This window comes from Streptomyces aurantiacus (assembly GCF_027107535.1).
In the GTDB taxonomy this organism is placed as follows: Bacteria; Actinomycetota; Actinomycetes; order Streptomycetales; family Streptomycetaceae; genus Streptomyces.
Window position 1 is genome coordinate 6,058,348 of record NZ_CP114283.1, and the last position, 22,989, is coordinate 6,081,336.

A 22,989-nucleotide genomic window follows, 5' to 3' on the forward strand; every position below is an offset into this window, starting at 1 on the left:
CGAGGACCGACACCTGTCGGCCGTGACGAGTCGTCACACCGGGAGAGGCCCGGTGGCGAGGCAGTCGTGTGCCTCGCACCACGGGCGTCGCCCTGCGTGTTCACCCGCCTACGCGCTGGTGTTCCTGGACGCGCGGCCGCGGACACGTCGCCGCAGTGTGCGCCGTTCGGCTTCGCTCTTGCCGCCCCAGACGCCGATGCTCTGGCCCGTCTCGAGAGCCCAGTCCAGGCACTCCTCCTGGACCGGGCAGCGGCGGCAGACGGACTTCGCGTCCTCGATCTGCACCAGCGCGGGGCCTGTGCTGCCTATGGGGAAGAACAGATCGGGATCGACGGTGCGGCATTCCGCGTACTCGCGCCAGCCCTCCATGGGAGTCTCCTTCGGTCGCAACGATGTTGTTCACGGCATTGGGTCTCTCTTCGGGTCACCCGTGACCGCACCGGTGAAACAAGGGGTTTCGCCGGACGGCGCTGCTTGAAACGTTCAACAACACTGCGACACTGGCGGCCGCCGGCAGGTGAGGCCCCTGAGGGACCATGCCCGGCGCGGCAGGGTCGCACGGGTGGCAAGATGGGCCTCAAGGGAGCGGCAGTCCTGGCGCTTCAACGAAATGAGCAGGTGACACATGTCGCAGGTGCCTGGCGAGGTCTGGGAGCAGTTCGCGATCGCCGTCGCGGAAATGGCACGGGACCTGCTGACGCAGGACTCGACCCAGGGCACCTTGGACCGCATCGTGGAGCACGCGACGGTGCTGATCAACGGGTGCGACGAAGCCGGCATTCTCACCGTGCGACAAGGTGAGGTGCACGCCCTGGCGGCGACGAGCGATCTGGTGCGTCATGCGGACCGGATCCAGCAGGACCTGCGGGAGGGTCCGTGCTTCGACGCCGTGACCGATCGCCAGCAGATCTACGCCATCGAGGACATGCGGGAGCCGAACGACAACTGGCCCCACTTCACGCCCAGGTTGAGGAAGCTGGGCATGGGAAGCATGATGGGCTTCCTCCTCTTCACCGAGGACGACGACCTCGGCGCCCTCAACGTGTACTCGCGCGATCCGAACGCCTTCGACGAGACCGCCCGGCGGGCCGGCTGGATACTCGCCTCGCACGCGGCCGTCGCCTTCTCCGCGGCCCGTACGCATCAGCAGCTCGGCCACGCCCTGGAGACCCGTCACGAGATCGGCGAGGCCATGGGCATCCTGATGGAGCGCTACGGACTGACCGAGGACGCGGCTTTTAAGGTGCTCAAGAAGACGTCGCAGGACCGCAACGTCAAACTGCGCGAGATCGCCCGCCAGGTCTGCCGCACCGGCGAGAAGCCCAGCTGACCGTGCCGTCCACACTCAGCACGGGCGCCGTTGCCACTCCGGTGACAACGGCGCGGGAGGGGCGAACAGACTCGGCAGATTTCACCCCTTTTGCTATGTAATCGCTAGTGTCCTGCGCCAGAGATCCGTCGGCAGAAGCGGGCGAGGGAGTCGAGGATCTCTTCGGCTGTCTTGGTCCAGATGAACGGCTTGGGGTCTTCGTTCCAGTCCTTGACCCAGGCCCGGATGTCGGCTTCCAGGGCCTGGATGTTCTTGTGTGCGCCGCGGCGGATCATCTGGTGGGCCAGGTAGCCGAACCACCGCTCGACCTGGTTGATCCAGGAGGAGCCGGTCGGGGTGAAGTGCAGCTCGAACCGCGGGTGTTTGGCCAGCCAGGCTTTGATCGCAGGGGTCTTGTGGGTGCCGTAGTTGTCCACGATCAGATGGACCTGCAGGTGTGCGGGCACCTCTTTGTCGATCCGGATCAGGAACTTCTTGAACTCCGCGGCCCGGTGCCGGCGGTGCAGGGCAGTGATGACCTCACCCGTGGCGACGTCGAACGCGGCGAACAAGGTGGTCAGGCCGTTGCGGACGTAGTCGTGGGTGCGCCGCTCGGGCATGCCCGGCATTATCGGCAGCACCGGCTGGGACCGGTCCAGGGCCTGGATCTGCGACTTCTCGTCCACCGAGAGCACCTCCGCACCCTCAGGAGGGTTGAAGTACAGGCCCACGACGTCGTAGACCTTCTCCACGAACAGCGGGTCCGTCGACAGCTTGAAGGTGTCCGCCAGATGCGGCCTGAGCTGGAACTGCCGCCAGATCCGGCCCACGGTCGACTTCGACAGGCCGCTGTGCTGGGCCATCGATTTCCTGGACCAGTGGGTGGCGTTCTTCGGCAGCTGTTCCAGCGTGGTGACCACCACCGCCTCCACCTGATCGACGCTGATGGTGGGCGGCCGGCCCGGCCTGGGCTCGTCGACCAGCCCGTCCAGCCGCTCGGCGAGAAAGCGCCGCCGCCACTTGCGGACCGTGTCCGCGGCCACCCGAAGCTCCCGGGCGACCACGACGATCGGCGGTACTTCCGGCCCCGCACACGCCAGGACAATCCGCGCTCGCAGGGCCAGGGCCTGGGCCGATGTCGCCCGACGCGTCCACCGCTCCAGCTCCGCCCGCTCCTCCGCGGACAGCAGCAACGGCTCCAACTTGGGGCCCCGACGAGGAACTGACGCACCAGCAGTAGAAGTCACACACCAACTAACGATCAACTACTGGCGCAGGACACTAGCTCAACACAGGCAGGCCCTCCGCTCCCGTGAGGCCTCTGTGCGCCCCCGAAGTGGCCGGGACACCGTCGTGCAAGGACCCGGCCGGCCGGGAACGCCTGCCCACCGACCGGCCGCGAGCGGCTCAGCGAGCGGGCAGGCGGCCGGTGGGCACGGCGGCCGGGGGAACCGGCGTCACAGGTATCGGCGGATGGGCAGGACGGCCGCTTCCCGGGCTCGCTGCACCACTGAACGGCGCTTCCAGCGTCCCGCGCTGATCAGGGTGCTGACTGCCAGGTCCTCGTCGAAGTGGGCGTCGAGTGTGGACGTGAACTCCTCGTCCAGCACGGCGAGCATGATCTCCTCGTCGTGGTCGAGCGAGCGGCGGTTGAAGTTGGTCGAGCCGACCAGCGCGGCGACCCGGTCGACGGTGATGACCTTGGCATGCATCATCGTCGGCTGATACTGGTAGATCTTCACGCCGCAGGCGGTCAGGTCCTCGTAGTAGTGCTGGCCGGCCAGCTGGCAGACCCGCTTGTCCGTGTGCGGGCCGGGCAGCAGGATCTCCACCTCCACGCCCCGGCGGGCGGTGGCACACAGCAGCTCGATGAAGTACGCGTCCGGTGAGAAGTACGCGGTGGCCAGCCGGAAGCGGTCCTCCGCCGACTCCAGCATCACCCGGAGCAGGGTCTGCATGTCCTGCCAGCCGAAGCTGGCCGAGCCGCGCACCACCTGTACCGCGGCGTCGCCCTGGGGGCTGTGCGCGACGAACCGGTCACGGGCATCGAAAAGTTCCTCGTGGCACTCGGCCCAGTTCTGTGCGAACGCGGCGGCGAGGCCGTCCACCGCCGGCCCGCGGACCTCGACGTGGGTGTCACGCCACTCGTGCTCGTTGCGCGCGTCGCCGCACCACTCCTCCGCGATCCCCACCCCACCGGTGAAGGCCGTCTGCTCGTCGACGACCAGGACCTTGCGGTGACAGCGGTGGTTCTGCTTGAACGGCGACAGGGCGAGGGGTTTGCGAAACCACGCCACCTGCACGCCGGCCTCCTCCATCGCCGCCAGCAGGTCCTTCTCGATCAGCCGGCTGCCGAAGCCGTCCAGCAGCAGCCGCACCCGCACCCCTGCCCGGGCACGCTCGGCGAGCGACTGAGCGAATTCGCGGGCGACGTCGCCCTTCCAGTAGACGAAGGTCATCATGTCCACGGTGTGTTCCGCGGACCGGATGCGTGCCAGCATCGCGGCGAAGATCTCGTCGCCGTTGCGCAGCGCGGTCAGGGCGTTGCCCTCGGTCGCGGCGATGCCGATGAGTCTCTCCAGCCGCCGCCGTATTCGCTCCGACCGCTCCTCGAACATCGGCGAGGCGCGTGTGCCGAGCGGGTGGGAGGTCGTCTCCGGCTGGTCCTGCGTACTGGTCATGGGGTCACCGGCCGGCACTCGAAGGAGACAAGGAGGGCCGCGCTGCCCGGTCCGGCGCGGGGCGCGGCGAGCAGACTGTACTCCGGCCGCCGCGGCACTCGGAGCCAGGAGTGGCAAACGCGACAATCATCCGGATCCCGCCCAGGGGCGGACGTGTCACTGACGCCGAGAGGTCCGGCCGGAGGGGTCGGCCCGTCACGCCCGCATCGGAGATCACCGCTTTCGCGCCACGGGACAGCGCGTGCGAGAACGGCCGGACACGGCGCACATGCTTGCGGGCAAGCCGGGCAGGAGAGGAGCAACTTGCTTTCTATTTAAGGCGGCACCGTGATTTCCTCCGTGAACGCCCGCGAAGCCACGGACTGCGGCAGCGCAGCGCCGGAGCTCACGGGTGACCTGCCGTGGATCGAGGACGGGGGCAAGGTCGCGCCCAAGGACGCGCGCGTGCTGTCCCGGCTGTTCCTCGACCGGCTGCAGGCCCTGGAAGAGGGTTCGCACGAATACCAGTACGTCCGGAACACGCTGATCGAGATGAACCTGTCCCTGGTGAACTTCGCGGCCCGCCGGTTCCGGAACCGGGGCAGCGGTGACATGGAGGATGTCATCCAGGTCGGCACCATCGGCCTCATCAAGGCCATCGACCGCTTCGACCTGTCGCGCGAGGTCGAGTTCACCTCGTTCGCCATTCCCTACATCGTCGGCGAGATCAAGCGCTTCTTCCGGGACACCACCTGGGCCGTGCACGTCCCGCGCCGTCTGCAGGAGCTGCGTGTCGCCCTCGCCAAGAGCAAGGAAGAGCTCGGCACCACGCTGAACCGTCCGCCCACGGTCAAGGAGCTCGCGGCCCACCTGAACCTGTCCGAGGACGAGGTCATCGAGGGTCTCGTGGCGGCCAACGGCTACATAGCCGGCTCCATCGACACCCCCGGCGGCGACGAGGAGTCCAGCGACGGCGGTCCCAAGTACGCGGACACTCTGGGCGAGGCCGACCCGGCGATGGACCTGTTCGAGGACCTGCACACGCTCGGCCCCCTGCTGCAGGAGCTCGACGAGCGGGAGCGGACCATCATCGAGATGCGGTTCGGCCAGGAGATGACCCAGGCGGAGATCGGCCGGGAACTGAACCTGTCCCAGATGCACATCTCCCGTCTCCTCACCCGCACTCTCAACCGGCTTCGCAGCGGCCTCCTCACCGCGTGATGGCCGTCTCCGCCACGAACCCCTCCCTGTTCCGAGTGTCACGGGATCGAAAGGACGAGCAGAATCGTGAGTGACGAGCTGGACCCGCTCCGCGAGTCGGCGGCGCCGACCGTGACCGAGCACGTGCCGGATCTCCAACTGCAGATGCTGGTACGGCTGGTGGCCCAGGACCCGGAGGCGGCTCTGCCGATCACCCTGGTCATCGGGGGCGGGCTCCTCTACGGCGATCTGATCTCGCACAAGGCGTGGACGACCGACTGGGCGCGCAGCCTGCACGGTGTCGACGGAGCCGGCGCGCAGCTGCTGGAACGCTTCCCGGAGCAGGTGGACCAGGCCGTCGTCGACAAGCAGGGGCGCCGGGTCCCGGAGCGGCTGCCGCAGTGGGTTCATCTGCGTGATGCCACCAGTGTCGTCGGGGCAGGCGGCCCCGTGCTCATGCCTCTGTGGCGGGGCCGGCTCGCGGACATCTCCGGATGGTCCCTGGGCAAGCCCGACAGCTCACTCGGGGACACGACGGACAACGGCCTCTGACGCACCCACCGGCCGGGTTTCAGCAGGCGCGGGACGCCGACTCCCGTGCCGGGCGATGTGAGTGGCCTATCGGTGCAGGTGGCACCTCGGTCATGATCCCGTGGTGATGTCCCCCGCGAGATCGTTCCCTCTCACTGCCCCAGGGGCGCCGGTGGTGTGGTGTCCGGAACCGGCGCCGGGGTCGGAGGGTGGGCCGTGGTCGCCCCTTCCCTCGTCAGGGCATCGGTGATGGTAGGGGCCAGCAGAGGGTCGGCCGGAAGCACATGTGAGGCGAACCAGCGGGCGGCCGCAGGGTCGGGGGAAGGTTCGACGAACTCCGCGCCCGCGTAGTCGTCGAGCGGGGGGTCGTAGATGTAGCCGGACACCACTCCGTGCCGTACCAGACGTTCCACCAGCCCGTCGCGGTCGTGGACCAGCAGGGGAACGCGGAAGAGTGGCAGGGCCCCGTGGTGCGCCGCGCGGTCGCGAAGCGCAGGCGAGGCCCAGGCGGTGCCCGAAAGCAGAGCGACACCGGCCCTGCGTCGGGCGAGATCGGCGTCCAGGAGCGCCGTCCGCAGCATCAACTGCCCCCGGACCAGCGCTCCGTGGCGGGAGCGGTAGTCGTGCAGGTCGACCCGTACCCATGGTTCGTACGCCGTCAGGCTCGGCGCGTCGCGGGAGCTCAGGGCGAGCCGTGGGGCGTGCAGGGCCATGCGGTAGTCGTCGCGTTCCAGCATCCCGAGGCTCTGCATCGTCCGCCATGCCGGGCGCACCAGGTGGAGGGCCCGTACGGCGGAGCGCGCCAGCGGTCGCAGGGCCGCGGCCAGGTCGCCACCCAGTCGGCCCGGCTCCAGGAGATCGTCGCGCAGCAACTCCACCTCCCGTCGGGTACGCGCGTCCTCGACGGCGAGGAACCCGCCGGCCATCCCGGCCACGTGCTTGGACAGACTGAACGCCGCAGCCCTTCCGAAGGTGCCGATCGGCTGCCCGTCCACATGCGTGCCGATGGCGTGCGCCGCGTCCTCGATCAGGGGGATGCCCAACGCGTCGCAGCGGGCGCTCAGTTCCGCGACCCGGTCCGGGAGCCCGTACAGGTTCGTGGTCAGGACGGCGTCGACGCTCCGCCAGGTGGACTCCGGTACGGCGGCCGGGTCGATGTTGCCGTCCCACACGGACACCGGGGCCTGCACGGGGCGCAGTCCGGCCGCGAGGACCACGAAGAGGATCACGTCGTCGTTCACCGGCGACATCAGGACTCGGCCGCCCGGCCTGCACCAGCGCCTCAGCGCCAGGTACAGCGCCAGCCGCGCCGAGGGGGTGTAGACACATTCGCGCCCGAGCCGCCGTGTCATCATCGCCGCGAGCCGCGATCCGTACGGCATCCGTCACCTCTTCCGTGGAAGGGCCGTGCAGGGTTTGCCCGAGGGGCTCAGCGCGTTCTCACGACCGCCGGGTGGTGCCCCGACCGGCTGCCGCCGGGCAGGACCCCGCCGTCCGGCGGCGGGAAGGATGGAACGCATGCTCTGGCGTATGACGGGGAAGACAGCGCCTCGGCGCGGATGCCGGGTACGGGCGGGCCGCGGAGACGACTGCTCAGCGCGCGCGGGGCCCTGCCCGGTAGGAACCCGCCCGGCCGGAGTCCGCCCGGCCTGAACGCTCTCGCCCGGAGCCCGTCCCGCCGGAGGTGCGCAGTGCGCCGACCGTCTTCAGCAGCCGGTCGGCGGGCTCCCTCAGCTGGGGATGTGCCAGGACCGTGTTCCGCAGGCCGCGCACCGGTCTGCGCCACAGCCGGTGCGCCGTCGCGACCGGGTGGGAACGGCTCGCGAACCCCTCCCCCACCCGCAGTTCGCGGGTCTTGAGCCAGTCCTTGTACTCCTTCTCGCCACGGCCGAGGTCCATGACCCGCACACCCTCGCGGCCCGCCGCCTCCGCCATCCGGAGGTGCATGATCAACCCGGGTGAGTAGTAGCTCAGTTCGGGGTCGTACGCGGTGAACCAGGCCGCGAACACCGTCCGCGATCTCGGCCCGAAGTGTGCGGCCACCGGCCGGTCGCCCGCGTACACCACCGACAGGACACCGGTGAAGTGCTCCTCTCGGACGCGGAACAGGTGCTCCACGACGTTCACGATCCACGGCCGCGCGAACCGGTCCATGCGTGACGTCCTGCGGTACTGGGCGGACTTCCACTGCATGAGCGTGCGCAGCATGGCGGGGTCGCGCTCGTCGAACACAAACCTCAACTCCCCCAGATCACGCCCCAGTCGGCGTTCCTTCTTCAGCGTCGTCTTGGCCAGCCCCGGGTACGCGCCCCGCAGCCAGTGCGCGTAGCCGCCCTCACCGGCCTTCAGGTCGACGACCGGTGACGCGAAGGTCCCCGTGACATAACGGCCGAACGGCTCCTGCTCCTCGACGAGGTGGTCGAACTCGAAGACGGACAACCCGCAGGCCCGCAGTAGTTCCTGGGCGTCCCAGGTGACCCCGGGCCGGTGCACGAGGGCCTGGCAGTCGGACAGGCCGAGTCCGATGGCCCGTCCGACACCGAGGGACGTGCGCTCGTACGGGAAGAAGCCCACGGCCTCAGTGCCTTCGCTCAGGACCGCCACTCGCGCGCCGCCGCGATATCTGCCGATGCCGGCCGCGAACTCCGGCGACAGGAAGGGGTTGGCGTAGCCGGGTGACTCGTCCGCCGCCCGGTGCCACGCCTCGCGCAGTGAACCGCTCAGTGACTCCGGTCTGTGAATGCTGATGTCCACCTCAGATCGACCGCCCTTCCGCAGTCTTCGCGAAGGACGTACCGGTCGAGGTACAGCATCGTGTGGCGCGTGAATCACAACTCGTGGATCGCATGGATGATCGCCCCCCATTCCCCATGGACGCGGTGTACGCGTCCTGGCCGCTCCCATGGCCAACTCCCCACCCACGTCGCCGAAGCCTTCGTCGCCCGCCCGACAGCCGGGACCCGAAGTATTCGACAAGGCTCAAACGTCGCGAAACAGCATGCATACTGTCAAGGGTGTCGGTCGTAACGAAACAGGTGCGGATGGGGTGACCGGCCCGGTCGACCATGCTCCTGAGGTCCCGGAACACACGAGGGTCACGAAGGGTCATGTCCGGGAGATGATCATGGAACACGCAGGCAGAAGCGTGTGGACCACCCGCCCTGTCACCTTGAAGGTTGAAATCCAGACATCGCTCGACGAGCGCAGTCGGCACCCCGCGCCCGCGGTTCTGCCCGCACCTGTGCAGCCCACAGCGCCATGTTCGAAACCACGGACCCACAAGGGTGGTTCGGCCACATTCGGGATCATGGCCGGGATGATGCGAGTAGCATCCGGCCCCAACACCATCCGATGTATGAGGAGAGGTAGCTGCCATGTCCGAAGTCGAATCGGCCGCCACAGAGCTCAAGACCCAGTACGCCGCTCAAGTGGCCGCGGACCTTGAGCGCAACACCAAGGAGCAGGAACGAATCGGCGCCGAAGTGGCCGCGCTCGAGGAGCAGTTGAGCGCGCTTCAGCACGACCGGACCCTGCTGGCGGAACTGCGGCGGGCGCTGGGCGGCGAGAACGACCTTCCGCAGGCCGCCCGGAGCGCCGGAAAGGGCTCCACGCCCAAGCCTTCGGTGCCGCGGCAGGCCACGGCCACGGCGGGCAGGCGGAAGAAGGCCACCGCCACGAAGGCTGCTGCCAAGCCCGCCGCCGCCAAGCCCGCGACGAAGCCGGCCGTGAAGGCTGCCGCACCCAAGCCCACACCCAAGGCCGCCACCAAGGCTGACGCGGCGGAGCCCGCCGTGAAGCCGGCCGCCGCCAAGCCCACGCTCGTCGAGCTCATCCGCGACCATCTCGCCCAGCAGTCCGAGCCCCGCTCGTCCGCGGAGGTCACCACGGCACTGACCCAGGCCCACCCCGACCGCGAGATCAAGCCCAAGGTCGTACGCACCACGGTGGAAGGGCTCGTCGCCAAGGGCCAGGTGCAGCGCACCAAGCAGGGGTCCTCCGTGTTCTACACGCCGTCCGGGACCGCTCCGGCCGACACCTCAGCCGAGCAGGTCGCGGAAACGGCCTGACCGTCGGGGAACGGCTGCCCTGACGCCGCCCCGTGCCGCGGTTCTCACCCTGTGGGCCGGGGCGACTTGACGCGCCGTCAACTGCCCGACCTGGGGCGGCGTGTTGACCAATGCCATGTACTCCGGGGCCGGGTCGTTCAGCCGGTCGTGGCCCGCTGGAGGCGGCGGGCCTTGACGCGGCGTGCGGGCGCCGCGGGGTCGGCCACCGTGCCGGCGGTCTGCGCCCGGTACAGGGTGGGTTTGCTGGTGTCCAGCCCGGCCGCGACCCGGGCCAGGACCTTGTCGCCGGGGCGGGCCGCGATGTGGAAGTGCGACCGCTTCACAGGAGTCAGGTCACCGCCCCAGACGACCGTTCCCTCACAGTCGACGAGGATGTCCCGCACGATCTGCTCGTGATGCGGCCACAGGCCCTCACTGCCGGCCAGCGGATAGGCCCTGGGGTGGAGGGCGATGGCGGTGCCGGAGAGGTGGTTGGACTCGAAGTCGGCACCGACGGTACGGCGAGTGGTGTGGGCGGTGATGCCGCCGCCCTCGCCCGAGTCGACGGCCCCGATCTCGTAGTGCCAGCGGCGCGCGATGTGCAGCAGTACCGCGGCGGCGTCACCCTGGTGCAGCGGGACGGACCTGGCACTTCCCTCGATGTGGTGGACCGCGATGGCGTCGGGGTCGATCCGCCAGCCGTTGGCGGACGTCGTGCGGGTCCACCGGGCGTCACCCGCCGCGGCCTCGGCCGCGTTGGCCGGGGCGGGGCCGAGGGCACCCTGCGCAACGGCAAGCACGCCGGCGCCCGCGGCGGCACCTATGAGACTTCGTCTGGAGATCATCGGGGGTTCCTCACTCGCCTTGGCCGACAGCGGACACACCGGGGTCACTGTTCTGACGCCAGATGTTGTGATCCAGTCCCCAGCCGGACTGGAACTCGTACTCGTGGATCTGGTTGAACGACCAGTTCTCCGGCAGGGGGAATCCGAGGTTGCCGGAGAAACCCCAGGACATTCCGGAGACGAACGACCAGCGTGCCCCGGCGTCCTTCGACACACGGATGCAGACGTTGCGGGAGCCGTAGACACCGAAGGTGTACCGGCCTCCGAGCTCGGCCAGTCCGGCTTTGACGCCCTGGAAGTACGGCACGACATGGGTGTCGACCTCTTCGTCCGTCGCGTCGTGGTCGACTCCGAAGTAGATGCACGTGTTGGCGCCGATGCCGTGTTCCGCGGCCTTCTGGTGGGCCTTCTTCCCCTGGTCGTAGCCCTTGTCGCGGGTGAAGTTGGCGAGTTGGGTGCCGTTGTACTGGAAGATGGGGAAGAACCTCAGCCCCGCGCCCAGAATCCTCTGCGGCTCACCCGGCTTGAGGGCCTTGCCGAGGTACCCGTCCTCGCTGGGGCTGAGATGCTCGTCGAGGTAGCGCCCGACGATGTCGTACCCGTTGGACTTGAGCAGTTGCCCGCGCTGCGTGGTGATCTCGGTGATGCAGTCGCAGCCCGTGGCGTCCCGAGAGGTGTCTCCCGACGACACGAGGAGCTGGGCCCACGTGGTGTAGTCGTTGGTGCCGGTGACGGGTATCTGCGAGAACCGCTGGAAGGACTGCAGCCACCCCAGATGGGTTGGCGGTCCGGGCGTCGGTACTGATGTCCGCCGCGAGGTATTCCTGCCGCCCCTGCCCCGTGTAGGTGGGCGAGTTGAAGCAGCAGGCCGCGCGGAACAGATAGCGGAGATCACCGGTGAGGGTGCCCGACCCTCTTCCCTTCAGCGCGGCCTGGGTGCCGGGGCCGAAGTATCCGTTGATGGAGCCCGGCACGATGCCGGTCTCGTACTGGATGGCCATCATGAGTCCCTGCTGGACGTCACGCGAGTAGATGCCGTCACAGGGCACGAGGCTCATCGCGGGAATGCCGACGCCCGCCACATAGCGGGAGTTCAGCCGCTTCTGGATGGTGCGGATGCCCCCGTCACCACCGGGCACCTCCCGGAACTGGTCCATGCGCATGAGGGCGCGCACGACGTGCGGCCACATGGCATAGCGCTGGTCGACGTTCGCGTAGTCCAGGCCCATGTCGGCGTAGAGCTGTTCCAGGGAGTCCTGGGAGTCGCCGCCCCACCCGACGAGGAACGGCGAGGCCCAGTAACCCTTGCACCACAGGGCGCCGTTGTAGATCCTGAGGAGGTTCTGGTTCGGCTCCAGGTCAAGTTCTGGACTGTGGGCGAGAGACCGAGTTCGTGCTGAAGACCTTGGGTGAGGGACAGTACGGTTGACCAGCTGATGTAGCCCGTCTCCTGGCAGATCACGTATCCGGGCGCCGTGTCGTACGTTTCGTTGACGAACTTCTGCGTCCGGTACACGTAGATGTCGGCCGGCCCTCGCCACGGCACCGACGGATCGATCGTCGATCCCGGACGCGCGTACATGTGCAGGTTTCCGGGGCAGTCTGTGTCGTACCCGAAGGAGTGCGGAAGGATCCTGTTGCCGGCCTTCCGGGGGGCCTCTGTACGCAGGTGCTGGATGAGGTTCCTCATGGCGCGCAGCATGGCCTCGCTGGCCACGTTGCTGGAGCGGATCATGCCGACGATCGAGTAGAACCCGGCGTTGCGGCCCACACCCTCTATGTAGCCCTCGTGGTTGCCTTCGCCGCGTTCGTAGCCACGACCCTCGTAGACGTGGCCGTGCGGGCACACCAGGAAGTTGTAGGCGATGTCGTCGAATTCGCCCGTGACATGACCGTAGTAGACAGAGGTGATCGCCCGGCGGCAGTCCTCCTCGGTCTCAAGGTCGCTGGTGTCCCCGGATCCCAGGTGGTGAAGGAACACCCCCATCTGCGCAGTCCACTCGTTGTCGTGTTCGGCTCCGGTTCCGCTGAGGCGTATCCCTTCCTTGGTTCGGCTACGTACTTGGCCCAGGTACTGCGTTTGTTGATCGTGACCGGCATGATTCCCTCGTTTCACCGGCAGCCCTAGACGGCGACCGACATCGAACATGGAGGTCTGTCTCTGCACACAGCGGTGCTCGGGAGAAGCCCGTCGGCGACCGGCCCGACGGCTCGCTCACAGGGGCGTCAGGCCCGGCAGTCCGGCACGCCGTCGATCCAGTTGCTGTTGTTCTTGATGTAGTAGCCCGCCATCCAGCCCCGGACGCCGTTGGGGGCAATGACCCACACCCAGTAGGGGTTCCCGCCGACGGTCTGGCCGCCCGCCTGCTGGCAGTACACGTACACCTGTGAGGGAGCGCTGACCGTGGCCACGATCCGCGTGCACTCGGTGGGCGACGGGTACAGCTGGCACCATTCGCCGCCGTCACGGACGTTGACGCCGCTGGCCCATACGCCGTAGTTGCCGGGACCGTGGCCGTCCGCGTGCGCGGGGCCTGACGCGCCGAGCAGGGCGACGGCTGCCAGGCCGACGGCGCCGAACCCGGCCGCCACCCGCTTGCCGAAGGGAACGGCGCGGTCGCGACCGCCTGAGGACATGGCTGAGCGGAACCGGATCATGGCGAATCCATTCTGTGAAGAAGGACGGAGGCCCTGCTTCTGGGCGTGGGCCGGTCAGGGCAATAGCAGAGAGGGTGCAGCTGGCATTGACGGGCAGTCAGTAACCCTGAAGGAGAGGCCTGTTGCTGTCCGCACGGCCTGCGTTCAGGAAGCTGGCCATCGCCCGGCGGAGCTCCGCCGAGGGCAGCTCCACGGTGGCCGACGTGGCGGCCACCGGAGAGACGGGCGGAGTCGCCGAAGTGGCGTGCGGGCTCGAACGATCAGACATGGTTTCCCCCGAATGACGTCCTGACCGGACTCCGTTCGGGAGGCCCGTTCAGGGCGCGTGCATCTGTCCCGTACCTGACGAGCACCTGGGCGCGCGGTCCACACGCTCAGGCACTTGGTGCCGTCAGCTTGCCCGTGGCCCCGTCCGCCCCGCACCCATCTTCGGTCTCAGCCGAAAGGCCTGGGCGCGGGAGACCCGTAGGCCCGGAGGCACGGTCCTGCGCGGCTCCCGCTCGGGCTCCGGCCGGCGGGCGTGAAGAGGGTTTGCGGCATGCGTACGGGCCGACGGGGCACAGTGACCCCGCCGGCCCGTACGCATGCCGGGTCAGGCGATGGCGCAGGTGGTGCCGTTGAGCGTGAACGTGGTCGGAGCGGTGTTGGCAGCGCCCTTGTTGGCGGTGAAGCCGACGGTGACCGAGCCGTTCGCGGGAATGGTGGAGGTGTAGGAAGCGGGGGCGACACTCACCGTGCCACCGCTCTGCGTGGGGGTTCCGCCCCACATGTTGGAGACGGTCTGGCCGTTGGCGAAGGTGAAGGCGAGTTTCCAGCCGCTGACAGCGGCGGTGCCGGTGTTGCGGATGGTGATCTCGCCCTGGAAGCCGCCCGGCCACTCGTTGACGACGCGGTATCCGACGGAGCAGCCCGCGCCCGGGGTGCCGCCGTCCTCGTCGGTGGTGACGTTCACCGTGGCCGAGCGGGTCGAACGGTTTCCGGCCGCGTCACGGGCGTAGACGGCGAAGGTGTACGCCGTGTCCGCGGTGAGGCCGGTCACGGTGGCCGTGGTGACGGCCGACGCGGCGACCGTGGTCTCGGAGCCGCCGCTGACCCGGACGATGTCGTAACCGGTGACACCGACGTTGTCGGTCGCGGCGGTCCAGCCGAGGGTCACGGACGTGGCGCCCACGGCGGAGGCACGGGGGGTGCCGGGCGTGGTCGGGGCCTGGGTGTCGCCCGGGTTGCCGCCACCGTAGACCGTGGCTTCCCGGGAGGTCTGGGCGATGCCGTCGACGCCGTTGAAGATGCGTTGGCCCCAGGAGCTGAGCCGGTCGGGGTCGAAGCCGATCGCGAGGTCGAGGATCGGATCGGTGTTGCCGCTCCAGGACCAGGCGAGGTATCCGAGCCGGAGCTGCTGCGCCGCGGCCATCATGGTGTCCTCGTCCGGGTCGCCCCACTGGTCGGGGGGCCCGCCGAACTCGCCTATGAGGAGGGGCAGTCCGGCGTCGACGAAGGCGTTCAGGTAGTCGGTGATCTCCTGTGCGGTGTCGTAGACGCTGTACATGTGGATCGAGAAGATCAGGTTGCCGGTGGTGTCGGCGTCGTACACGGACTGGGCGTTGGCGCGCATGACGCCCTGCCAGTCCTGGCCCCAGTTGGGTGCGTCCACCATGATGGTGTGTTCGAACCCGGCGCCGCGCAGCTTCTTGACGGCGGCGATCGTGGGATCGGTCCAGCCGGCGGGGTCGGTGTTGCCCCAGGGCTCGTTGCCGATGTTGACGATGACGTAGTTCTCCTGGCCGGCGAGCACGCTCTTGAGGCTGATCCAGTAGTCGGCCGCGTGGTCGAGTGTGCCGGCCGCGGCCTCCTCGCCGTAGCCGGTGGTGTCGTGCACCTCCAGCACACAGATCAGCCGGTTGGCCTTGCACTGTGCGATGACGGCGGCGACGTCCTCGGGGCTGTTCCTGGTCCAGCGGTGGCCGTCGGAGAGGACGACGCGGACCGTGTTGGCGCCGAGTGCCTTGATGTCGGCCAGTGACTGTGTCTCGCCCGGATACCAGGTGTGGGCGTGGTTGACCCCGCGCATGACGAAGTCGTTGCCGTTGCCCTCGACGAGGCGGCCGTCGTCGATATGGAGGCCGGTCGCGAGGGCGCCGGGCGACTGGGCGTGTGCGGCGGCCGGGACGAGAGCGCCGAGGAGGACGAGCCCCAGGAGGGTGGCCAGCCCGGCCAGCAGGGCGCTGACGAGGTTCTTTCGTGTCGTGCTTCTTGCTCTTCTCACTGCGACTCCAGAAAGTGAGCGCCAAGAAACGTGAGTTTCGGGAAGTGGGAGCGCTCCCATAGAGTCATCTTGCCAGGAGCACGTCAAGACATCGCGCAGGCTCCGGCTCGTACCGGCCGTCGGGGCGGGCCCTCTGAGAGGGCCCGCCCCGACGCGCCAGGCGGCCCTCCCTCCGCCCAGTCCGGCGTACCGGCCGCGCGCGGCCCAGCCTTCATCAGACTTCCGGGGCTCCAGGGTCCTCGGGCGCTCCGATCGGGACGCCGGTGTCGAAGGGCACGGACGTGTGCTGGTGGGCGATCAGCCAGCGGTCGCCGGCCAGGCGGTAGCCGGTGGTCACCCTCGCCGTGGTGTCCAGCGGCTCACCGCTGATCAGCGTCGCGCGCATCCGCACGAGCGCGTGACTGAACGCGATGCTCTCGTCGACCCGGACACGGAAGTCGAGCACCTCGCGCTCCACCGGCCCCCGCAGCACCGAGAACCACACCTCCTCGGCCTTGCGAAGGGCCTCGACGCCGTGCTGCTCCAAGCCGCTGACGGGATGGAACACCTCGACGTCCGGCGCGTAGCAGGCCATCGCACGGTCGAAGTCCCGCTCGCGCCCGGCCGCGGTCAACTCCGCGTCGAGGCGGCGGATCTCCCCCTCGGCGTCCTCCTCCTCCCAGAACGCACGCACCTCCACGGCTCCCACGGCCGCCACCGGATGCTTCGCGGCCGCCTCGACGGCCTCTTCCAGGCTGTCGCACTCGAGAACGTCGAAACCGGCGACGTACTCCTTCGTCTCAGCGAACGGCCCGTCGCTGCGCAGCACTTCACCACCCCGTACACGTACGGTGACCGCGTCGGCCGGGGCCCGCAGCCGGTGGCCGTGCAGTCGCATGCCACGCCGCGTCAGGTCCGCCACCCATGGTTCGACAGGTGCCGTGCCGGAGGCGTCGGCGGTGTCGTCCCCGCAGACCAGCAGCATGTACTTCATGGTTCCTCCTGTGTTCATGAGACTCCCGCACCTCACCGATGCGTCCCACCGACGAATTGAGCGACACGGGATCGACATTCCCCCAGCATCACCTGCGGATCATGGGACACGCGAAGGAACCGGCAGTCCCGGCCACCCCGGAACTGTCGGCTCATGAGTGGAGCGGCCGAGCCGCCGCTCCGGCCCCGCCCGGGAATCGGCGTGCGCTCCGTCACCACCCTCGCGCCCCTGAGGGCCGCTTGTCACCACCCCTGTACGCGCACTACTGTCACCACGCCTTGGTGAACGGGAAATCCGGTGTGATGCCGGTGCGGCCCTCGCCACTGTGATCGGGAAGTCCGGCTCCGGCCCTCACGGGCAGCCACTGGGTCCTCGGACCCGGGAAGGCGGAGCACGGGCGGTGGTACCCGTCAGCCAGGAGACCGGCCAAGGCACGTCAACCATCCACGAGGTGCTGGAGAGGGTCTGCTGAGCCATGCACATTGCCGAGGGTTTCCTCCCACCGGCGCACGCGATCGCCTGGGGCGTCGCGTCCGCGCCCTTCGTCGTTCACGGAGCCCGGTCACTCACCCGTGAGGTCAAGGAGAACCCCGAGAGCACCCTGCTCCTCGGTGCCTCCGGAGCCTTCACGTTCGTCCTCTCCGCACTCAAACTGCCCTCGGTGACCGGGAGCTGCTCGCATCCCACCGGCACCGGGCTGGGTGCCATCCTCTTCCGGCCGCCGATCATGGCCGTGCTCGGCACCATCACCCTGCTCTTCCAGGCCCTGCTGCTCGCCCACGGCGGCCTGACGACACTCGGCGCGAACGTCTTCTCCATGGCGATCGTCGGGCCATGGGCCGGCTACGGCATCTACCGGCTGCTGCGGCGCTTCGACGTACCGCTGATGGTCGCGGTGTTCTTCGGCGCGTTCGTCGCCGACCTGTCCACCTACTGCGTGACCAGCGTGCAACTGGCGCTCGCGTTCCCCGACCCGAGCAGCGGCTTCCTGGGCGCACTCGGCAAGTTCGGCTCGATCTTCGCCGTCACCCAGATTCCGCTCGCGGTCAGCGAGGGCCTTCTCACCGTGCTCGTGATGCGGCTCCTGGTGCAGTCCAGCAAGGGCGAACTGACCCGGCTCGGCGTGCTCCTCACCAAGAAGCAGTCCAGGACCGAGACCGAGGCGGCGGCCCGATGAGCAGGAACACGAAGATCAACGCGCTGCTGCTCCTCGTCGTGGTCGCACTCGCCGTCCTGCCGCTGGCCCTCGGCCTCGGCGATCACAAGAAGGAGCCGTTCGCGGGCGCCGACGCAGAGGCGGAAACCGCGATCACGGAGATCGAACCCGACTACGAGCCCTGGTTCTCCCCTCTGTACGAGCCGCCGTCGGGCGAGATCGAATCAGCACTGTTCGCCCTCCAGGCCGCCCTGGGTGCCGGTGTCCTCGCCTACTACTTCGGTGTCCGCCGAGGCCGCCGCCAGGGCGAACTGCGCGCCCGGGCACAGCAGGACGGCCAGGACTCCACGCCTGTCACCGCCCCGGACGTCACCACCCCCGCGGAGGTCACCACTTCACCGGGCAGCACCACCGCAAAGGCCCACGAGAGCACACCCGGCAGCACAGGTGAGTCCTCGGTCGGACGGATCTGAGCGTTCATGCTGCCCATTGACGCGGCGGCGCACAGCAGCCGCTGGCGCCGCCGCCACCCGGTGGACAAGGCCGTCCTCGGACTGGGCCTGACCGTGCTCGCGATCTCCCTCCCGCCCTGGCCCGGCGCCGCGCTGGTCCTGCTGACGGCCCTCGCCGTGCTGCTGGGCCCGGCCGGCGTGCCCGCCCGCCGGCTGTGGCGCGCCTACCGGGTGCCACTGGGGTTCTGTGTGACCGGGGCCCTTCCCCTGCTCCTGCAGGTCGGCGGGCCCGACGGCTTCCTGACACCGGCCGGCGGCGGGCCCGTACGCGCCGGAGAACTGTTGCTGCGTACCTCCGCGGCCTCACTCGGCGTCCTGCTGTTCGCGTTCACGACCCCCCTGTCCGACCTGTTGCCGCGCCTGGTGAAGGCCGGGGTGCCCGCGCCGGTCGTCGACGTCGCCCTGGTGACGTACCGGATGAGCTTCCTGCTGCTCGACTCCGTACGGCGGATCCGGGACGCGCAGGCCGCACGGCTCGGGCACACCACACGGGCCGCCCAGTGGCGTTCGCTGGCGGGGCTCGGCGCCACCGCGTTCGTCCGGGCCTTCGACCGGGCGACACGGCTGCAGGCCGGGCTCGCCGGACGCGGTTACGACGGAACCCTGCGCGTCCTCGTTCCGGAGGCCCGCGTCTCCGCACGCTTCACGCTCGCCAGCGTCGCGCTGCTCACGGCCGTGGCCGCCCTCACCTTCGTACTGGAAAGGCCGCTGCGATGAGCGAGCCCGTGCTGGTCGCCCTGCGGGGCGCGTCCTACGCCTACGAGGACGGCCCGCCCGTGCTCAGCGACCTCGACTTCGAGGTGCGCGAGGGACGCGCGCTCGCCCTCCTCGGCCGCAACGGCAGCGGCAAGACCACCCTGATGCGACTGCTGAGCGGCGGACTGCGGCCGGACACAGGCCAGTTGGCTGTCGCGGACCAGCCGGTCCGGTACGACCGCAAGGGCCTGACCAGGCTGCGCACGACCGTCCAACTCGTGGTCCAGGATCCCGACGACCAACTGTTCGCCGCGTCCGTCGCCCAGGACGTGTCGTTCGGGCCGCTGAACCTCGGTCTGACCGCCCCCGAGGTACGGGCCCGGGTGGACGAGGCGCTCGCCGCGCTGGACATCAGCGCCCTGGCCGACCGGCCCACCCATCTGCTCTCCTACGGCCAGCGCAAACGGACCGCGATCGCGGGCGCCGTGGCGATGCGGCCGCGCGTCCTGATCCTCGACGAACCGACCGCCGGGCTCGACCCGGACGGCCAGGAACGGTTGCTCGCGGCCCTGGACGGGCTGCGCGAGAGCGGTACCACCGTGGTGATGGCGACGCACGACGTGGACCTCGCCCTGCGCTGGGCCGACGACGCCGCCCTCCTCACCCCGGCCGGAGTGTTCACCGGCCCGGCAGCCGGGACGCTGGCCCGCGCGGATCTCCTGGAGCAGGCGGGTCTGCGTCTGCCCTGGGGTGTCGCGGTCGCTCAACTCCTGCGGACGCAAGGCCTGTTGACCGACCTGTCACCCGGCCCGCGGACCGCGGAGGAACTGGCCGCCATGACCTCCCGACACTCCACTCCCCCGGTACCGGCTGACGGCTGACGGCTGACGGCTGACGGCTCATGTGCCGTCGGCCCGCACGCCGTTCGCTATCCGTCGGAAGACACCACCTTGGTCACCTTGCCGTGCGGGTCCGCCTGCACGTAGCCACCCTTGTTGTACTCGTCACTGAGGTAGGCGGACATGTAAGCCGCCGTACCGAACACCGTGCTGGGCGGTTTGACCAGCAGATAGCGGCTCGTGGCCTTGCCGACGTTCAGCTTCTTGTCCGCCTCGGCGAACAGCGCGGGAACCTTGTCCCAGTCGAAGTCGTCCAGACTCATCGGCTGGGCCCCGCCGGACAGTTGGTTCTTGATGATGCCCTTCTCCACACCGCGGTCGACGCGGTAGCTGTAGAGGTCGAAACTGGTCCGGCTGCCCTTGACCATCACCTCGGCGGAGACGTGGTCGGGGTAGACCGAGAAGGCCCCGAACCGGTCGCGGCCGGTGTCCTTCTCGATGGCCCGGATCGCGGAGCGAATCCCGTCGGGGGTCAGCAGGCCGGTGGTCTTCGTCCGTTCCGTCTGTTCCTTCGCTTCCGATTGCTTCGGCTGCTCCGGTTGTCTCGTCTGCCGGGACGTCCGGCTCGGGTCGATCGAGGAAGAACCGGCCGACGGCTTCCCCTTCGCGCCGTTCGAGGAGTCGTCCCCTGCGGAGGACGAGCCGCCGTTCCCCCAGCCGGGCAGCAGTGTCCACGCCAGTACGCCCACCAGGACCGTGCCCGCGGCGGACAGGGCGACCGTGGCACGGCGACCACGCCCCGCCGGGCCGACGGGTGTCGGCGCACCGGGCCCTGTCGGGTTCGGCACGGCCGGGCCCGACGGAACGTACGGCCGGGGCACGGCGTCCTGCGGTGTCGGCCGGTCCTGGTGCGCGGCGGACCCGTCGAGGCGGTGGAGCGGGGCGGCCGGGGCGGTGCCGGCGGCCGGTGGAGGGGTGAGCCGGTAGGACGTGGGATCCGTGCGGCTGTCCGCGACGGCCGCCAGCATCCGGTCGAGCGTCCCGGCGTCCGGGCGCGCCGCCGGGTCCCTCACCAGTACGCGCATCAGCACATCCGCCAGGGGTCCGGCCTTCTCCGGCGGCGGCACGTCCTCGTAGAGAACGGCCGCGAGGGTCGCCAGCGTCGTGCCCCGGCGCAGCGGATGACGGCCCTCCACCGCGGCGTACAGCATCATCGCCAGTGACCACAGGTCCGAAGCCGATCCGCCGTCGTTGCCCGCGACCCGCTCGGGGGCCATGTAGTCGGCGGTGCCGATGATCGACCCGGTGGCGGTGAGGGCCGTGGACTCGCGGATCGCCGCGATCCCGAAGTCCGTGAGCACGGGGCGGCCGTCGGGTCGCAACAGGACGTTGGCGGGCTTCACGTCCCGGTGCTGGATGCCGGCGTCGTGGGCGGCCCGTAGCGCCGCCAGTACCTCGCGCCCGAGCCGTGCCGTGTCCGCGGGGTCCATCGGGCCCCGGCCCAGCCGGTCGGCGAGCGACCCGCCGCTGACCAGTTCCATCACGATCCACGGATAGGTGCCCTCGCCGCCGTCGACGATGTGATGGATCGTCACGACGTTCGGGTGGTCGATCCTCGCCAGCGCCCGCGCCTCGCGCAGCACCCGCTCCCGCAGCATCCGCGCGCCGTCCGGGTCGTACTCGGCGAGGTCGACGTCCGGGGGCCGCACCTCCTTGACGGCCACGTGCCGGTGCAGGGCGAGGTCCGTGGCCCGCCAGACCGTGCCCATCCCGCCGCCGCCGAGCCGCGACTCCAGCCGGAACCGCCCGTCGATGACCCGTCTGCCGGAGTCCGCCTCACTCATGCGCGGGAGCCTAGAGGACAGGTCGGACAGGAGTTCCCCCGGGCGGACGGTCCGGGGAACAGCCTGCTCGGCCGGGGCGTGGCGCCTACGGAGTGTCCGCCGCCGTCGACCTGCCGAGGTAGGTGAGGGGTCCCGGGTCGGGCACCTGGATCTCGTGGAAGCCGAGTCGGTCGTAGAACGCCCGTGCGGCGGTGTTGGCGGTGACCATGCCGAGGTGGACTGCTGGAACGCCGCGGCTCTCCAGCGCGGCCAGGAAGGAGCGCATCAAGGCTCGTCCGAAGCCCCTCCGTTGCCATTCCGGCAGGAGATCGATGTGGAGGTGCGCCGGGTACGCGACGAGTTCGGGCAGAACCATCCGCTCGGGAGTGTGCAGGAGGTGGATCATCTCCTCGCTGGGTGTACGGGGCACTGTCGTCGGTTCGGGATAGCGGCGGGCGACGCGGGGTATCCAGGTCGCGCGGAAGTTCTTGACGAACTGCTCCGTGTCCGCGGTGCCGACGACGTAACCGACCGGCCCGCCCGATCCGTCGTCCAGGACGAAGGCGAGTTCCGGCTCCAGGTGGCAGTAGGGCGCGGCGAAGATGGACGGCATCAACTCCTCGTCGGGGTAGCGGTCGCGCGAGTCCCCTCCGTCGAGGGCGGTCCTCACGCAGACGGCGGCGACTCCGGCACGGTCGGCGAGCTGGTAGGGGCGGATTCTCGGCTGCGACAGCATGAGAAGCATCCTGGCGCCCATGGGAGCGCTCCCACAAGTCGGAAGGGATACCTTTTCCGCTTCTCCGGCCGGCTGCCTCGGGGGCAGAGCCTGGACGGGCCGTTCGGCCGTGCCGCCATTTATCACGTTTCGATAGAGGAACAGGTAATTTCCTCGCAACCAACACGGATGTTTCACGACATGGCTAGGCTCCGGTGCCTTGCAGGTATCCGGAGGGGGAATTTCTCATGCGTAAACACCCGGTCATAGCCGCGGCCGTCACCGTCGGCGCGCTGGCCTTCGTCGTCACCCCGGCCCAGGCGGCCGAGTACCAGTCGGCTCTGAAGATCCGCGGTGTGCAGTACGACGCACCCGGGAGCGACTCCAACAGATGCGCCACCGGCAACACGGACGAGGAGTACCTGACGATCAAGAACTACTCGTCCTCGGCGACCATCAACCTGAAGAACTATCTCGTCAAGGACGCCACCGGCAACCGCTTCCTCTTCACCGCGAACCACTACCTCCAGCCTGGCGACTACGTGAAGCTGCGCGGCGGGAACGGCACCGACTCCGACAGCCGGAACGTCGTCTACCGCGACAACTGCAACTTCATGTGGAACAACCCCGGCGACACCATCTACCTCTACAAGCCCTCCGGAAGCCGCTCCGACGTACACGCCTACACCAAGAGCGGTTCCGACTCCGACGGCAACGGCTACATCCGCTTCCACAACTGACCGTCCGGGCAGGATCGTTGAGC

General features: G+C 69.2%; 22 protein-coding genes and 1 riboswitch. Of the genes, 9 read left to right on the plus strand and 13 right to left on the minus strand.

The features are described from left to right. Positions 1 to 108 precede the first annotated feature (108 nt). Positions 109 to 369, minus strand: a complete 261-nt coding sequence (locus tag O1Q96_RS29135; protein ID WP_269250987.1) for a WhiB family transcriptional regulator — start codon at positions 367 to 369, stop codon at positions 109 to 111. A gap of 256 nt (positions 370 to 625) precedes the next feature. Between O1Q96_RS29135 and O1Q96_RS29140 the strand changes: the two genes are divergently transcribed. After that, positions 626 to 1,330, plus strand: a complete 705-nt coding sequence (locus tag O1Q96_RS29140) for a GAF and ANTAR domain-containing protein (protein WP_269250988.1) — start codon at positions 626 to 628, stop codon at positions 1,328 to 1,330. A gap of 104 nt (positions 1,331 to 1,434) precedes the next feature. Here O1Q96_RS29140 and O1Q96_RS29145 read toward each other — a convergent pair whose 3' ends face one another. Together O1Q96_RS29145 and O1Q96_RS29150 are read right to left on the minus strand one after the other, a co-directional pair. Then, positions 1,435 to 2,556 carry an IS630 family transposase gene (locus O1Q96_RS29145; RefSeq protein WP_269250209.1) on the minus strand — a complete coding sequence of 374 codons (1,122 nt, stop codon included), beginning with the start codon at positions 2,554 to 2,556 and terminating at the stop codon, positions 1,435 to 1,437. Positions 2,557 to 2,766: 210 nt separating this feature from the next. Continuing rightward, positions 2,767 to 3,990, minus strand: a complete 1,224-nt coding sequence (locus tag O1Q96_RS29150) for a phospholipase D-like domain-containing protein (protein WP_269250989.1) — start codon at positions 3,988 to 3,990, stop codon at positions 2,767 to 2,769. A 339-nt stretch (positions 3,991 to 4,329) separates the two neighbouring features. Here O1Q96_RS29150 and O1Q96_RS29155 point away from each other — a divergent pair, with 339 nt between their 5' ends. Next, positions 4,330 to 5,190, plus strand: coding sequence for an RNA polymerase sigma factor SigF (locus O1Q96_RS29155; protein ID WP_269253763.1), 861 nt, complete (start codon positions 4,330 to 4,332; stop codon positions 5,188 to 5,190). 66 nt (positions 5,191 to 5,256) lie between these two features. Next, complete coding sequence (locus O1Q96_RS29160; RefSeq protein ID WP_269250990.1) at positions 5,257 to 5,721, plus strand: hypothetical protein; 465 nt, start codon at positions 5,257 to 5,259, stop codon at positions 5,719 to 5,721. A gap of 131 nt (positions 5,722 to 5,852) precedes the next feature. Here the strand turns inward: O1Q96_RS29160 and O1Q96_RS29165 are convergent, their stop codons facing one another. Both O1Q96_RS29165 and O1Q96_RS29170 read right to left on the minus strand, forming a co-directional pair. Beyond that, entirely contained in the window at positions 5,853 to 7,082 is a 1,230-nt protein-coding gene (locus O1Q96_RS29165) for a DegT/DnrJ/EryC1/StrS family aminotransferase (RefSeq protein ID WP_269250991.1), read from the minus strand. Positions 7,083 to 7,293: 211 nt separating this feature from the next. Next, complete coding sequence (locus O1Q96_RS29170; protein ID WP_269250992.1) at positions 7,294 to 8,454, minus strand: GNAT family N-acetyltransferase; 1,161 nt, start codon at positions 8,452 to 8,454, stop codon at positions 7,294 to 7,296. Positions 8,455 to 9,074: 620 nt separating this feature from the next. Between O1Q96_RS29170 and O1Q96_RS29175 the strand changes: the two genes are divergently transcribed. After that, a complete protein-coding gene (locus tag O1Q96_RS29175; protein WP_269250993.1) occupies positions 9,075 to 9,767 on the plus strand; it encodes a BlaI/MecI/CopY family transcriptional regulator in 693 nt (230 codons plus the stop codon). 137 nt (positions 9,768 to 9,904) lie between these two features. On the opposite strand, the gene O1Q96_RS29180 is transcribed toward O1Q96_RS29175, so the two are convergent. The 6 genes from O1Q96_RS29180 to O1Q96_RS29205 all read right to left on the minus strand — a co-directional run bounded on the left by O1Q96_RS29180 (position 9,905) and on the right by O1Q96_RS29205 (position 16,503). Next, positions 9,905 to 10,591 carry a hypothetical protein gene (locus tag O1Q96_RS29180; RefSeq protein WP_269250994.1) on the minus strand — a complete coding sequence of 229 codons (687 nt, stop codon included), beginning with the start codon at positions 10,589 to 10,591 and terminating at the stop codon, positions 9,905 to 9,907. 10 nt (positions 10,592 to 10,601) lie between these two features. Further along, positions 10,602 to 11,282 (minus strand): glycoside hydrolase domain-containing protein, encoded by a 681-nt coding sequence (locus O1Q96_RS29185; RefSeq protein ID WP_269250995.1) that lies wholly within the window; start codon positions 11,280 to 11,282, stop codon positions 10,602 to 10,604. Positions 11,283 to 11,684: 402 nt separating this feature from the next. Then, positions 11,685 to 12,740 carry a peptidoglycan recognition protein family protein gene (locus O1Q96_RS29190; protein WP_269250996.1) on the minus strand — a complete coding sequence of 352 codons (1,056 nt, stop codon included), beginning with the start codon at positions 12,738 to 12,740 and terminating at the stop codon, positions 11,685 to 11,687. Positions 12,741 to 12,817: 77 nt separating this feature from the next. After that, complete coding sequence (locus O1Q96_RS29195; protein ID WP_269250997.1) at positions 12,818 to 13,228, minus strand: SH3 domain-containing protein; 411 nt, start codon at positions 13,226 to 13,228, stop codon at positions 12,818 to 12,820. Between the two features lie 613 nt (positions 13,229 to 13,841). After that, positions 13,842 to 15,512 (minus strand): cellulase family glycosylhydrolase, encoded by a 1,671-nt coding sequence (locus O1Q96_RS29200; RefSeq protein WP_269250998.1) that lies wholly within the window; start codon positions 15,510 to 15,512, stop codon positions 13,842 to 13,844. A gap of 214 nt (positions 15,513 to 15,726) precedes the next feature. Next, on the minus strand, positions 15,727 to 16,503 hold the full coding sequence (locus tag O1Q96_RS29205; protein WP_269250999.1) for a nuclear transport factor 2 family protein: 777 nt from the start codon (positions 16,501 to 16,503) through the stop codon (positions 15,727 to 15,729). A 244-nt stretch (positions 16,504 to 16,747) separates the two neighbouring features. Then, positions 16,748 to 16,930: riboswitch (cobalamin riboswitch) on the plus strand. 30 nt (positions 16,931 to 16,960) lie between these two features. Here O1Q96_RS29205 and O1Q96_RS29210 point away from each other — a divergent pair. Genes O1Q96_RS29210 through O1Q96_RS29225 form a run of 4 tightly spaced genes read left to right on the plus strand, consistent with a single transcriptional unit; the run spans position 16,961 to position 19,730 of the window. Further along, a complete protein-coding gene (locus O1Q96_RS29210) occupies positions 16,961 to 17,662 on the plus strand; it encodes an energy-coupling factor ABC transporter permease (RefSeq protein ID WP_269251000.1) in 702 nt (233 codons plus the stop codon). Beyond that, positions 17,659 to 18,114: an energy-coupling factor ABC transporter substrate-binding protein gene (locus O1Q96_RS29215; protein ID WP_269251001.1), complete on the plus strand. Its 456-nt coding sequence runs from the start codon at positions 17,659 to 17,661 to the stop codon at positions 18,112 to 18,114. Before O1Q96_RS29210 ends, O1Q96_RS29215 begins: the two co-directional genes overlap by 4 nt. A 6-nt stretch (positions 18,115 to 18,120) precedes the next feature. Then, positions 18,121 to 18,870 (plus strand): cobalt ECF transporter T component CbiQ, encoded by a 750-nt coding sequence (cbiQ, locus tag O1Q96_RS29220; protein ID WP_269251002.1) that lies wholly within the window; start codon positions 18,121 to 18,123, stop codon positions 18,868 to 18,870. After that, a complete protein-coding gene (locus O1Q96_RS29225) occupies positions 18,867 to 19,730 on the plus strand; it encodes an energy-coupling factor ABC transporter ATP-binding protein (protein ID WP_269251003.1) in 864 nt (287 codons plus the stop codon). The genes cbiQ and O1Q96_RS29225 overlap by 4 nt, the downstream gene beginning before the upstream one ends. A 47-nt stretch (positions 19,731 to 19,777) precedes the next feature. Here the strand turns inward: O1Q96_RS29225 and O1Q96_RS29230 are convergent, their stop codons facing one another. Both O1Q96_RS29230 and O1Q96_RS29235 read right to left on the minus strand, forming a co-directional pair. Further along, complete coding sequence (locus O1Q96_RS29230; protein ID WP_269251004.1) at positions 19,778 to 21,532, minus strand: serine/threonine-protein kinase; 1,755 nt, start codon at positions 21,530 to 21,532, stop codon at positions 19,778 to 19,780. Between the two features lie 85 nt (positions 21,533 to 21,617). Next, complete coding sequence (locus tag O1Q96_RS29235; protein WP_269253764.1) at positions 21,618 to 22,247, minus strand: GNAT family N-acetyltransferase; 630 nt, start codon at positions 22,245 to 22,247, stop codon at positions 21,618 to 21,620. A 227-nt stretch (positions 22,248 to 22,474) separates the two neighbouring features. Between O1Q96_RS29235 and O1Q96_RS29240 the strand changes: the two genes are divergently transcribed. After that, positions 22,475 to 22,966: a lamin tail domain-containing protein gene (locus tag O1Q96_RS29240; RefSeq protein ID WP_269251005.1), complete on the plus strand. Its 492-nt coding sequence runs from the start codon at positions 22,475 to 22,477 to the stop codon at positions 22,964 to 22,966. Positions 22,967 to 22,989 lie beyond the last annotated feature (23 nt).